Below are 12957 nucleotides of genomic sequence, written 5' to 3' on the forward strand. Positions count from 1 at the left end.
CAGGGCACTCCCCTTACCGTCGCCCGCACGGCACAACCCTAAGGGAGTAACCCCATGAAACCCCTCTTCGCCGCGCTGGCGCTCGCGCTGGCGGCCGGCCCCGCCCTGGCCGCCGACGCCGACAGCACCTCGCCGCACCCCTTCTCCATCCGTGACCTGGTCATGATGGACCGCGTGGGCGACCCGCAGCTGTCGCCCGACGGCCGCTATGCCCTGTTCGCAGTGCGCTCCACCGATTACGCGGCAAACAAGGGCACCACGTCCATCTATGTGCTCGACCTCGACAAGCCGCCGCAGCCGGTGAAGGTGGTCGAGAAGGGCTCGTCGGCGCGCTGGGCGCCCGATGGCAAGTCCATCTACTACGTGGCACCGAAGGATGGCACCGCGCAGGTCTACCACCGGCCGTTCGAGGCGGGGCAGGGTGGCAAGGGCCTCGCGCTCACCGTCGATGCCGGCCAGGCCGTCACCGACGCGCCGCTCGACGTCAACGCGTTCAAGGTCTCGCCTGACGGCGCGAAGCTGCTGCTGAGCTACGAGGTATTCACCGACTGCGCCGACCTGGCCTGCACCAAGGAACGCCTCGACGGCCGCGAGAAGGACAAGTCCACGGGCACCGTGTACGACAAGCTGTTCGTGCGCCACTGGGATACCTGGGCCGATGGCCGCCGCAACCAGCTGTTCATTGCCGACGCGAGCGCGCCGTCGCAGCCGGTGCTGCTGAGCAAGGGCATCGACGGCGACGTGCCGGGCAAGCCGGAAGGCAGCGAGGACGAATTCAGCTTCTCGCCTGATGGCAAGACGGTGTACTTCGACGTGCGCATCGCCGGCAAGACCGAGCCCTGGTCCACCAACTTCGATATCTACAGCGTCCCGGCCGATGGCTCGGCCAGCCCGACCAACCTCACGGCCGATAACCTCGCGTGGGACGCGAACCCGCTGGTGTCGCCCGATGGCAAGACACTGTTCTACACCGCCATGAAGGTGCCGGGCTCCGAAGCCGACCGCTTTGGCATCTGGGCCATGGACCTGGCCAGCGGCCAGAAGCGGGAGATCGACCCCTCGTGGGATCGCTCGTCCGGTGCCCTGCAGGTGTCGGCCGACGGCAAGACGCTCTACACCACCACGGACGACAACGGCCAGCACCCGTTGTTCGCCATCGACGTCGCCACGGGCAAGGCCACCATGCTGGTCACCGACGGTGCCATCAGCTCCTACTCCCTCGGTGCGAAGAAGATCCTGCTTACCCGCAACGACCTCAAGCGCCCGGACGACATCTACACCGCCGACCTGAAGGGCAAGAGCCTGAAGCAGGTGACGCACTTCAATGCCAAGCGCCTCAAGGCCGCCCAGGTGGGCGAGCCCGAGTTCTACACCTTCAAGGGCTGGAACAATGAAACGGTGCAGGGCTACGTCGTGAAGCCCGTGGGCTTCAAGAAGGGCAAGACTTACCCGGTTGCCTTCATCATCCACGGCGGCCCGCAGGGCGCCATGACCAACAGCTGGAGCTACCGCTGGAACGCGCAGACGTATGCCAGCCAGGGTTTCGCCGTGGTCACCGTCAACTTCCACGGTTCCACGGGCTACGGCCAGGCCTTCACCGATGCCATTTCGGGTGACTGGGGCGGCAAGCCGCTGGAAGACCTCAAGGCCGGCTGGGGCGCCGCGCTACAGAAATACAGCTTCCTCGACGGCAACCGCGCCTGCGCGCTTGGCGCCAGCTACGGCGGCTACATGGTCTATTGGATGGCCGGCAACTGGAACCAGCCGTGGAAATGCTTCGTCGACCACGACGGCGTCTTCGATGCGCGTTCCATGTACTACGAAACCGAGGAACTGTGGTTCGAGGAGCGCGAGAACGGCGGCACGCAGTTCGACCACCCGGAGAACTACGAGAAGTTCAACCCGGTCAACCATGTGAAGGACTGGCGCGTACCGATGCTCATCGTGCACAGCGGCAAGGACTTCCGCATCCCCGATACCCAGGGCATGGGCGCGTTCACGGCGCTACAGCGCCGGGGCATCCCGAGCAAGCTGCTGCACTTCCCGGACGAAAACCACTGGGTGCTCAAGCCGCAGAACAGCGTGCAGTGGCATGAGACGGTTAATGCGTGGTTGAAGGAATGGACTGCACCCGAGGCGTCGTCGAAGTAGCGCTGCCTGACGCGGGTCGCAAGCCTCAGCTCGCGACCCGTGCCAGTCTCGCGCGCCATCGCGCAATGGTATGCAGTGACAGCCCAGCGAGCAGCCATTCGACGCCACGGTAAGGAGCCGCATAGCGGGCATCGGACTGGAGTAGCGCGCAGACAACCGTAAGAACCAGTGCAGCAAGTGCGCCCAGGCACAGGGCGGCTGGCATGCTACGCCAGTCGATCGCAATCACAACCAGCCCCACGACCGCGAGAAGCAGGATGAGCGGGGCGATGAGGAACATGATGTCGGTGGCTGTTTTCATCACGCCAGGCGTTGAAAGTGGCGAGTTGTAAACGGGGAACACATAGATGTCGCCGTCGCCGATGCCAATGTTCCAGCCCCAAAGTTCAACGGGTTTCGACGCATACCACATCACGTAGGGAACGGGACTTGCACCGATTCGACTGGCCACGGCGCCCATACCACGCATGGGCGCTTCTTGGAATAATGAGTACTCGGCCTCCATCTGCTGCATGACGCTGGTGGATGCCTCGTCCTTGTTGAGGATCGAGGACTTCCATGCGTTGTGGTACTGCGGCCATGAACCCTGCACGAAATTAATTGCTACACGGTCCTCAGACTTCTGCCCTTCCGGTAGGAAGTGGTTCCGTAGCGCCCAGCCAATAAGGGGCACTAGCGTCGCAACTAGGAAAACCGTCCACAATCTGCGCGATGGCTTATTACGCCACATTGCGATCAAGGCGAACAACGGCGTGACGGGTGTGAAAATAGAGTTCGTGAGGGCTGCGAGTGCGAGCGTGAAACCTGCAATGGCGAACCATGTATACCGTTCTCGCCTAGCCGCCTCATCTGTGAAAAAAAGGCCAAGCGCAAGCAGCAGTCCCATGAGAGTCTCGCTGAGAATGTAGCCGGGTAACGTGATGGTGTGCGGCCACAGCGTTAATCCTATCCCTACGAAGAGGGCCGCTCCGATCCCCATCCATCGCCGCGCTAGCAGGACGTATATCAATACCGTGGCGGCAGCCATAACCGCTTGGATATCGAGCGTGGCAAGGTAAAACGCCTGCTCCGATCCAAAGATCGCGATAACGAGGGCAAGGAAAATGGGGTAGCCGGGGTCACGAAAACTGTCTGGGATAGGTGGCTGCCCAGGAGTAGCTAGTGAGAAGACGTGGTTGTTGGCCAGATTGAGGGCATACGCGAAGTATTGTCGCACGTCGCCACGCAGCGGGTGATCGACGATCGTCGTGTGCACGTAGGAAAGGCGAATGGCAAGGGCTAAAGCCGCCAGCAGGACGATAGCCATCGTTTCCCAGTGAGACGTAGTGGCCTTCAAATGGGTGCCCGGGTCCCGCATTGGTCCAACTCCACGGTGAACGCACGCCCACGTCAGGCCGCGAAAGGCATCACTATAGCGGCCGACACGGTGTCGTGCCCGTGATCAGTGCTCCAGTGCAGTCATCCACACGGTTACCGCGACCGCACCTCCATCCGGAATCCCCATGGCCCGGTCATCCATGTAGGCAGCGCGCCCGGCGCGCGCCTTCAGCGTGGCGGTTTCCTCGGCACCGCGGCGTGCGGCGAGGTGCAGCGCCTCGAGCGCCTCGAACGGCGCCAATCCCGCATCCAGCACCGCCTTTTACGCATCGGCGGCGGGGGGGGGAGAGCGCATCCAGCATTGTGCGGTCGCCGGTCTTCGCACCGCCGAGCTCCGCGATGGCGTCCGCGGCGCCGGCGAGGGCGGCGCACCATTGCAGCGGCGTCGGCTCGGCGACGTCGGTGAGTTCGCGCGCGGCGCGCATCAGGCCGGTGGCATAGAACGGCCCCGAACTGCCGCCAATGGCCTTGCGCATGGACGTAATAATGAGGAAACCGGAAATCACGAAGAAGACGTCGACGCCGACGAAGCTCCCCGGCGGCCCGAAACCAGCGTGGTAAAGCACCACGCCGAGCACGGCGATGGCGCGTATGCCATCGATGGCGGGGCGGTAGGCGAGGGGCTGGGAGTGCATCGCCGCACTATAGCCAGGCTTGCAACGGCGATGAACGGTCAGTAGATTGCCGCTCGCCAGCAAGATGCACCAAGGCGGCACAGGGGCCGCGATAGGCAGGGACACTCATGAATGCGAAGCGCTATTCGCCGACACCATGGCTGGTTGCATCTGGCGCGATTGCCGCCATCGCCGCGACCGTGACCCTCGTCGCCAGGGACCATCCCGAGGTCGGCACCACGCTCGCCGGCTGGGCCACGCAGGCGACGTGGATCCCGACGCGCCACTGGGCAAGACACTCCAGCTATCCGGTCCTTGCCGGGGTGTACTTCTTGTGTGTCTGGCCGATTGCCCTCACCACGGCTGGCGCCACGACCGCCGCCCTCTGCTTCCCCGTCGTGATCAAGTTTGGAGCGGACTTCACGCTCGGTAAGCGAGCCAAGGGTGTCGTTGCGTTACTTTTCTTCGGCTCGGCGGCGGTCGCCGGCCTGGCATTCTGGGACGGCAGCGATTACCGGGGTATCCGGTTTGGTACGTCGCTCGCGGATCTCCTCGCGTTCGGTTGGTTCTTCTTTGCTGCTGCGGGCGTAACCTTCACGGTGAGCCTCGTCGGTCTCTATGTGTGTATCGTCCACGACCCGAAGGCGCGTGGTTGATGGCCGCTCGGGAATATTGAGCACCTAGCGCAACGCGCCCATCCATACGGCTACCGCCACCGCACCACCATCCGGAATGCCCAGGGCCCGGTCACCCAGGTAGGCAGCGCGCCCGGCGCGCGCCTTCAGCGTGGCGGTTTCCTCGGCGCCACGGCGTGCGGCGAGGTGCAGTGCCTCGAGCGCCTCGAACGGCGCCATGCCCGCATCCAGCGCGGCCTTGTACGCATCGGCGGCGGGGTAGAGTGCATCCAGCATCGTGCGGTCGCCGGCCTTCGCGCCGCCGAGCTCCGCGATGGCGTCCGCGGCGGCGGCGAGGGCGGCGTGCCATTGCAGCGGCGTCGGCTCGGCGACGTCAGTGAGTTCGCGCGCGGCACGCATCAAGCCGGTGGCATAGAAAGGCCCCGAACTGCCGCCAATGGCCTTGCGCATGGCATCGGCCATGTAGCGCAATGCGCCCTCCGGCGTGTGCCACGCGTGGTCGGGCAGGGCGAGCACGGCTTCGGCACCGCGGCGCATGCTCGCGCCAAGGTCGCCATCGCCGGCCTTCGCGTCGAGGTCGGTAAGTTCATCTTCGGCAGCGAGCAACGCGTGTGCGGCGGCATGCGCCGCGCGGCGCACGGCATCGCCCCCAGGCGTGGGTGAGGTGGCCGCAAGGGCATCGCTTGCCGCGGCGGGCACCTCGCGGATGGGCGCCTCGTTGAGCTTTCCACCGCCATGCCATGCGGGCGCATGGGTGGGCGCATCGAGCAGGCCTAGCAGCTCGTCGTCCACCTTCAGCAGCGAGAGCGACGCGCCGGGCATGTCGAGCGCGGTGAGGTAGTTGCCACACCACGCGCGTACCACGTCGATGCCCTTGCCATGGAGATGGTTGAGCGCACCGCGCAACAGGATGTCGAGTTCCATCGGCGGCGTGGCGCCCAGCCCATTCACGAGCAAGGCGACCCGCGCACCACGAGCGAGCGCAAGGTCGTCGATGATGGTGGAGAGCACGGTCTCGGCGAGGCTGTCAGCGGGCGCGATGGGGCCTTTGCGCACGCCGGGTTCGCCATGGATGCCAAGGCCGTATTCGATCTCGTCGTCGCCAAGCGTGAACCCGGGATGGCCCGCAGCCGGCACGGTGCACGAACCGAGCGCCACGCCCATGGAGCCAAGCCCACCGGCCGCCCGGCGCCCCATGTCGGCGACCTCGACCACCGTCTTGCCTGCGGCAGCGGCGGCACCCACCACTTTGTGGATAAGCACCGTACCGGCGATGCCGCGGCGCCGATCGGCGGCCACCGTGTCGCGCAGGGCCACGTCGTCGGCCACGGTCACGATCTCAACGGGAATCCCTTCGCTACGCGCCATCTCGGCGGCGAGGCCGAAGTTGAGCCGGTCGCCCGTGTAGTTCTTCACCACCAGCACGGCGCCCGCGCTGCCACCCACGGTGCGGATGGCGGCAAGCACCGCATCCACGCTGGGCGAGGTGAACACATCACCCGCGATGGCGGCCGCGAGCAGGCCTTCCCCGACGTAACCGGCATGCGCCGGCTCGTGGCCGCTACCGCCGCCGGAAAGGATGGCCACGGTGGTATTCCCGTCATGCTGCTTGCGTACCACCACATTCTCGTTCGAGAGAAGCGCCTGGCCGGGCGAACGCGCCACCGCGCCTTCCAGCATCTCGCGGACGACATGGCGCGGATCGTTGATGATTTTCTTCATGGGATCAGAACCAACGATTCTTCTTCAGCATGATGAAGATGCCGCCGACGATGCAGGCGACGACACAGGTGATGGTGGGGTAGGCCCAGGGCTTGTCCAGCTCGGGCATGTGCGCGAAGTTCATGCCATACCAGCTGGTGATGAGCGTCGGCGCGGCGAGCATGGCCGCCCAGCCTGCCAGCTTCTTCATCACCTCGTTCTGGCCGAACGTCACCAGCGCCAGGTTCACGCCGATGGCCGCGCCCAGCATTTCGCGCATGGCCGAGATGCTCTCGTTGACGCGGAACACGTGGTCGTAGATGTCGCGGAAGTACGCGCGCAGCTCGTCGTGGATGAGGTGCGGATGCAGGCGCACCAGCTGGGCGACGATATCCTGCAGCGGCGCGACCGCAAGCCGCAGGGTCATCAGCTCGCGCTGCATGTCGTACAGGCGCTTGATGGTCTGGCGGTTGTAGGTCTCGGCGAAGATGTCGTTTTCCAGCTCGTGCAGCTCCTGCCGGAAGTCGCGCACGATGGGCAGGAAGTTGTCGACGATGAAGTCGAGCACGGCGTAGAGGGCGTAGCTGGGGCCCATGGCCAGCAGGTCGGGCGTCTGCTCGCAGCTGCGCCGCGCCGGCGCGTACGACAGCGAGGCGCCGTGGCGCACGGTCATGAAATAGCGGCGGCCGAGGAAGATCTGCGTTTCGCCGAAGGCGATGTTGCCGCCCACCAGTTGTGCCGTCTGCGCCACGATGAACAGCGAATCGCCGTAGGTTTCGATCTTGGTGCGCTGGTGTGCGAGCTGGGCATCCTCGATGGCCAGGTCGTGCAGGTCGAATTCTTCCTGCAGTTTCAGCAGCAGCGCCTCGTCGGGCTCGTGCAGGCCCACCCATACGAACGTATCGGGCTCCTTCAGGATGTCGCTGATGGCGTCGATGGTGATGTCGCCGATGCGCTTGCCATCGGTCTTGTACGCGACGCAGTTGACGACCATGCCGCTGGCGGCACCAACGGCGGCGGGTTCGGGGATGAGCGGGACGGTAGCCATGGGTCGGGATGATGCCGTGGGCGGGGTCCGCGGGGCAACGCCGCCTCAGGCCGTGCCTGAGGCGAAGTGAGCGAAGCCCCACGAAGTGGCTGGGGGACAGCCCGATGTGGGCGAGTAGCTTCTTTTTATACCTTGGGGGCGCGGTGGTTTTGTGACGGGCAAGAACTTACGGCCGCCCGGCCACCGCACCAAGGAACCCATTCAAGGAGCGAAACCCATGGCCACTACCCCCGCCCTGCCGAGCCTGCCGTTCGACTACGCCACATGGAAGAAGGACACCTATATTGCCGTCTCCCTCACCGACCCGACCGGACGCGCCAAGTTCGGCGTGCTCGACAAGGCCGTCGAGGCCTACACGAAGACGCCGTCGCAGGCCACGTTGAAAGCCTTGCACGCCGCGCTCATCGACTGGACGAGCTATAAGGACAAGAGCGGCGGTGCCGGCGCATGGAAGAAGAGCGAGCGCAACAAGAAGCTGTCCATCACGGCGCTGTTCGCCGCGCTCGAGGGTCACGGCGATACCGACACCGGCATGGGCATGCCCGACTTCATGGGCGAGGGCATGCTGAATGCCCGGCTGGGTGTGCTTTACCTGTTCGGCAACCTCGCATGCGATGAAGGCAAGTACCGCATCGTCACCCATGGGCTGCTCGATCTCAAAGGCAAGGGCAACGGCAGCATCGGCACGGCGGTGAAGCGCACGGCCGAGGCCGCTGCCTGCCTCATGCCGTTCCCCGCGGGCAGCGCGGAGCGGCAAGCGTCGCGCCACAGCGTCTCCACCGCGCTGCAGGGCATGGCAGCGTCCATCGCCCAGGCCGTGTTCACCCAGGCCGCCAACGGCGAGGACGACGGCGAGCCGACGAAGGCCGAGGCCATCTGGGAGGCGATCCCGGGTGGCCTCAGGACGGTGTGCGACCATATCGCCGAGCGTGTGATGGACGAGATATCGCCGTTCCTCGCCAACGGCGTCGCCGTCACCAAGGGCCTGGCTACGGCGATCCGCCATGGCTGCGAACGCTACGTGGTGCATGCGAAGGGCAAGCGCGTGGCACTGCTGCCCGGCGTGCCCACCACGACCATCGACGGCATCAAGCGCGGCATGGATATCGCGCTGGCCAGTGATGGCTACCACGTGCTGAAAGGGGGTGCGTCGCTTGCCCTCGAGGGCCTGACGGCGGGCATCGCGGGCATCGTTGCCGACGTGGCGTTCTCGGCGGTCGAGGCGTTGGTTGCCTTCGTGAAGAAGGTGCACGACTTCTATCGCATGCGCATCTTCCTCGGCGAAGCGCGGGCCCTGTGGTTGCAGCGCGACAAGCCGACATCGCTGCACCGCCAGCCGTACGCATTCAACCGATGGTACCGGCGCACGGCCATGCGCGTGCCGGCCGTGCCCGTGCTGGCACTGAACAGCGGGCTGTGCGGCGACAAGATGCGCATGCTGTGCATGTTCGCCAACGAAGGCGAGGTGATCACGCAAAAAGCGTTCGACGACGGCGTGGCCTACATCGACCGCATCAAGGGGTGGGGCGCCACTTACCTCGCCGAGTGCGGCTACGCCTTCAGCAGCAAGGACCCGCTTGTGGCGGCGTCGCTGGCGCCCGTGAAGGTGTGATCAATCGTGCCGGCGGCACAAGCTGGCGAACAGCGCGGCCCAGCAGGGCAGGGCGAACAGCAGCCAGGGCAGGTTCCGCTGCGGGAAATCCGGCCACAGGTGCAGCAGCAGCCCGATGGCGCATGCGGCAAGGCTGATGCCAGTGACGCGCGAGGCCAGGCGGCTCAGCGGCCGCCCCGCGCGGCGCAGGCGCCAGATGCCCGGGATGATGAGCAGCGCGAACGGCTGGTAGGCCAGCAGGTTGAAGTTGCCCCACGCGGAGCGGTGCAGCGTCAGCGTCCAGAGGCCGAGCATGAACAGGCCCGCCACGCCGGCGAACACGGTGAACAGGGTGCCCGCGGCGACGAACACGCCGCGGGCACCGCGGTGGCGCGTGAGGGCGGGCAAGGCCAGCGGTACGGCCAGCACCAGGCCCGCGATGAGCAGCGGCCAGCGCAGGTCGGGCGCCTTGTCCGGCGGCGGCTGCAACGTGGCGTCGGCCAGGTTGTCTTCCTGCAGCACCAGCGGCTTGCCATCCACGCTGGTCTTGCGCACCAGCGCCTCCAGTTCCATGGGCAGGAAGGCATCGCGCCATGCCGTCATGGGCTGGTCGGCGAAGGGCCCGAGGCCGAGATCCATGGCCAGCATGAGCCAGGCCTGGTTGCTCATCAGGCGAGCGGTCTGCTCGCGGTAGGTCATGCCACCCGGCTGCTCCCGCCACTGCGCGCTCAGTGCGCCACCGAGCGCGCTGTCGAGCGCATCGCGCACGCGGGTGGTGCAGTTGTCGAGGTAATAGTCGTAGTTGTACCCCGCGTTCTCGGGGCGGATGTTCCAAAGCAGGAACTGGCGCAGCGTTTCTTTCTGCGTCGCGTCGAGGGCGAGCACCTGGCGGTGCACGTAGCGGCCCTCGCCCTTGTAGAACTGCACATCCGATGCCGTGGTCTCGGCATCCATGCGGTAGGCCATGATGCCGCGCGCGAAATTGAGGATGAAGCCCTTCTGGTCGAAATCGAATACGCCGTAGTTGAAGGCGATGGCTTCGCCGCTGGCCGGGTCGCGCACTTCCAGTGCGTCATGGCCGAAGCGCTCCCAGTAGATATCGCCCGGGCCATAGGTGAGCAGCGACACCTGGATATCCGCCGCCGGCGCGTCGACGATGCCGGCACGGGCCAGCGAGGGTGCGAGGCTCAGGGCGAGCAGGAGGAGCAGGGCGTGGCGCATGGTGCTTCCAGATTGCAGTGGATCATGTAGGAGCCCACTCTGTGGGCGATGGCTTTTTGCGAGGGTGTCGCGAGAAGCTGTCGCGCACGGGGTGCGCTCCTACAGGGGCGGCATCGTCGGTTAGCCGCCCGTGCGGCTGACGTGGAACTGTTGCACGCGGCGGTCGTCGGCTTCCGTGACGCGGAACAGGAAGCCGCCCACGGCGATCTCCTCGCCCACGGCGGGCAGGTGGCCGAACTCGGACGTGACCATGCCGCCGATGGTGTCGAACTCCTCGTCGGAGAAGTGCGCACCGGTTTCTTCGTTGAAATCGGCGATGGGCGTGAGCGCGCTGACCGTGAGGGCGCCGTTGTCGAGCGGCTGCACCAGCACCGGTTCTTCCTCGTCATCGTGCTCGTCGTCGATCTCGCCGACGATCTGCTCGAGCACGTCCTCGATGGTGATGAGGCCGGCGACGCCGCCGTATTCGTCCACCACCAGCGCCATGTGGTTGCGCGTGAGGCGGAACTCCGCCAGCAGCACGTTGAGGCGCATGGACTCGGGGATGAGCACCGCGGGGCGTAGCAGGCCACGGATGTCACTGCATTCGGCGCGGCCGAAGTATTTGAGCAGATCCTTCGCGAGCAGGATGCCCAGTACCTCGTCCTTGTCTTCGCCATGCACGGGGAAGCGCGAGTGGCCGGATTCGACCACGGCGGCGAGGATATCGGGCAGGGGCGCATCGATGGGGAGGCTGACGATCTGGGCGCGCGGCACCATGACATCGTCGACGCTGAGCTCGGTGACCTTGATGGCACCCTCGACCATGGTCAGGGTGTCGTTGGAGAGCAGGCCGTTGGCCTGGGCGGTGCGCAGTTCCTCGATCAGTTCACTGCGGTTGCGCGGCTCGCCGGAAAACAGATGGCCCAGTCGGTCCCACCACGATCGGTGAGCCGGGCCGTTGGTACTACCAGGGTCCTCGTTCATTACTCTTTGGTGATCGGCCCCAAGGGGCGGAACCGGCAGTCTAGCGGAAAAACCGTGACGATTCAGGGAGCCACGGCCGCCATCTTGTGGGAGCGCGCTTGCGCGCGATGTACTTGCCGTAACCCCATCGCGCGCAAGCGCGCTCCCACAGGCAGGGGTTCAGTAGGGGTCTGCGATGCCCAGGCCAGCCAGGATCCGCGTCTCCAGCGCCTCCATGGCCTCCGCTTCCGCATCCTCGATGTGGTCGAACCCGAGCAGATGCAGCGTGCCGTGGATGGTGAGATGGGCCCAGTGGTCGTTGGGCTTCTTGCCCTGCTCGGCGGCCTCGCGGGCCACGACAGGCGCGCAGATGACCAGGTCGCCGATGAGCGGCAGGGCGATGCCCGGGGGCAGGTCGGCCTCGAAGCTGAGCACGTTGGTGGCGTAGTCGCGCCCGCGGTATTGCAGGTTCAGGGCCTGGCCCTCGGCCGCGTCGACGATGCGGATGGCCACCTCGGTAGCCTTGCGCCGGCGGGCGCCCTTCAGCGCGGCCTCGACCCAGTGGCGGAAGCTTGCCGGGGCCGGTATGCCCTTGCGCGAGGCGGTGGCGTAACCCACCGCGACATCGAGCTGGCTCACGGGCCTTCGTCCTGCTTTTGCTCGAACGCCTCGTACGCGCGGACGATCTTCGCCACCAGCGGGTGGCGCACCACGTCGCGGCTGGTGAAGAAGGTGAAGCTGATGCCGTCGACGCCGCGCAGCACCTCGATGGCGTGGCGCAAGCCCGAGCGGACATTGCGGGGCAGGTCGACCTGCGAGACGTCACCGGTGATGACCGCCACCGACCCGAAGCCGATGCGGGTGAGGAACATTTTCATCTGCTCGACGGTGGTGTTCTGCGCTTCGTCGAGGATGACGTACGAATCGTTGAGGGTGCGCCCGCGCATATAGGCGAGCGGCGCGATCTCGATCACGTTGCGCTCGATGAGCTTGGCCACCTTTTCGAAGCCGACCATCTCGTACAGGGCGTCGTACAGCGGGCGCAGGTACGGGTCGATCTTCTGGCTGAGGTCGCCGGGCAGGAAGCCGAGCTTTTCGCCGGCCTCCACGGCCGGGCGCACCAGCAGGATGCGCTGCACGCGGCTGGCCTCGAGCGCTTCGACCGCGCTGGCCACGGCGAGGTAGGTCTTGCCCGTGCCCGCGGGGCCCACGCCGAAGTTGATGTCGTGCGTGTTGATGGCGTGCAGGTAGCGGGCTTGGTTGGGGCCGCGGCCCTTGATGACGCCACGCTTCACCTTGATGACCACTTCCTGCGCCGACTCGGCGGCCTGCGCATTCAGGGCGTCGATGCCGGATTCCGCCAGGCGCAGGTTGATGACCTGGCCGTTGAGCGTCTCGGTGGCCGTGGCGTCGTACAGCGAGCGCAGCACCTGCTCGCCGGCCTTGGCCGAGGCTTCGTCGCCGATGACACGGAAGATGTTGCCGCGGTGGTCGATCTCGATGCCAAGGCGCAGCTCGATCTGCCGGATGTGCTCGTCGAGCGGGCCGCACAGGTTGGCAAGGCGGGCGTTGTCCTCGGGATCGAGGGCGAAATCGTGCTGGCTAAGGCCTTGGTTCATGGGACTCTGGTCTGGGTGGTTTTGTGGGAGCGCGCTTGCGCGCGATCGCGCGCAA

12 protein-coding genes are annotated in these 12957 nt (G+C 66.0%); 3 read left to right on the forward strand and 9 right to left on the reverse strand.

The annotated features are described in order from the left end of the window. The first annotated feature begins 54 nt into the window (after positions 1-54). Positions 55-2151, forward strand: a complete 2097-nt coding sequence (locus tag VI08_RS14415; RefSeq protein WP_045830298.1) for an alpha/beta hydrolase family protein — start codon at positions 55-57, stop codon at positions 2149-2151. 25 nt (positions 2152-2176) lie between these two features. Here VI08_RS14415 and VI08_RS14420 read toward each other — a convergent pair whose 3' ends face one another. From VI08_RS14420 to VI08_RS14425, 3 genes are all read right to left on the reverse strand, one after another. Then, positions 2177-3457 carry a glycosyltransferase family 39 protein gene (locus VI08_RS14420; protein WP_198148960.1) on the reverse strand — a complete coding sequence of 427 codons (1281 nt, stop codon included), beginning with the start codon at positions 3455-3457 and terminating at the stop codon, positions 2177-2179. Between the two features lie 135 nt (positions 3458-3592). Then, entirely contained in the window at positions 3593-3700 is a 108-nt protein-coding gene (locus VI08_RS22595; protein ID WP_428992155.1) for a hypothetical protein, read from the reverse strand. Beyond that, positions 3663-4163 (reverse strand): acyltransferase family protein, encoded by a 501-nt coding sequence (locus VI08_RS14425; RefSeq protein WP_045830300.1) that lies wholly within the window; start codon positions 4161-4163, stop codon positions 3663-3665. The genes VI08_RS22595 and VI08_RS14425 overlap by 38 nt, the downstream gene beginning before the upstream one ends. A gap of 107 nt (positions 4164-4270) precedes the next feature. On the opposite strand from VI08_RS14425, the gene VI08_RS14430 reads away from it, so the two are divergent. Next, complete coding sequence (locus VI08_RS14430; RefSeq protein WP_045830301.1) at positions 4271-4798, forward strand: hypothetical protein; 528 nt, start codon at positions 4271-4273, stop codon at positions 4796-4798. A gap of 24 nt (positions 4799-4822) precedes the next feature. Here VI08_RS14430 and VI08_RS14435 read toward each other — a convergent pair whose 3' ends face one another. Both VI08_RS14435 and VI08_RS14440 read right to left on the reverse strand, forming a co-directional pair. Further along, positions 4823-6499, reverse strand: a complete 1677-nt coding sequence (locus VI08_RS14435) for a dihydroxyacetone kinase family protein (RefSeq protein WP_045830302.1) — start codon at positions 6497-6499, stop codon at positions 4823-4825. Positions 6500-6503: 4 nt separating this feature from the next. Beyond that, positions 6504-7526, reverse strand: coding sequence for a magnesium and cobalt transport protein CorA (locus VI08_RS14440; protein ID WP_232309556.1), 1023 nt, complete (start codon positions 7524-7526; stop codon positions 6504-6506). 217 nt (positions 7527-7743) lie between these two features. Between VI08_RS14440 and VI08_RS14445 the strand changes: the two genes are divergently transcribed. Beyond that, complete coding sequence (locus VI08_RS14445; RefSeq protein ID WP_045830303.1) at positions 7744-9138, forward strand: hypothetical protein; 1395 nt, start codon at positions 7744-7746, stop codon at positions 9136-9138. Here the strand turns inward: VI08_RS14445 and VI08_RS14450 are convergent, their stop codons facing one another. From VI08_RS14450 to VI08_RS14465, 4 genes are all read right to left on the reverse strand, one after another. Beyond that, positions 9139-10338: a DUF4105 domain-containing protein gene (locus tag VI08_RS14450; protein WP_045830304.1), complete on the reverse strand. Its 1200-nt coding sequence runs from the start codon at positions 10336-10338 to the stop codon at positions 9139-9141. A 120-nt stretch (positions 10339-10458) separates the two neighbouring features. Further along, positions 10459-11304 carry an HlyC/CorC family transporter gene (locus VI08_RS14455; protein WP_045830305.1) on the reverse strand — a complete coding sequence of 282 codons (846 nt, stop codon included), beginning with the start codon at positions 11302-11304 and terminating at the stop codon, positions 10459-10461. A gap of 159 nt (positions 11305-11463) precedes the next feature. Beyond that, positions 11464-11922, reverse strand: a complete 459-nt coding sequence (gene ybeY / locus VI08_RS14460) for an rRNA maturation RNase YbeY (RefSeq protein ID WP_045830306.1) — start codon at positions 11920-11922, stop codon at positions 11464-11466. Continuing rightward, on the reverse strand, positions 11919-12902 hold the full coding sequence (locus VI08_RS14465; RefSeq protein ID WP_045830307.1) for a PhoH family protein: 984 nt from the start codon (positions 12900-12902) through the stop codon (positions 11919-11921). Before VI08_RS14465 ends, ybeY begins: the two co-directional genes overlap by 4 nt. Positions 12903-12957 lie beyond the last annotated feature (55 nt).

It is taken from the genome of Luteibacter yeojuensis (assembly GCF_000964085.1).
Classification (GTDB): domain Bacteria; phylum Pseudomonadota; class Gammaproteobacteria; order Xanthomonadales; family Rhodanobacteraceae; genus Luteibacter; species Luteibacter yeojuensis_A.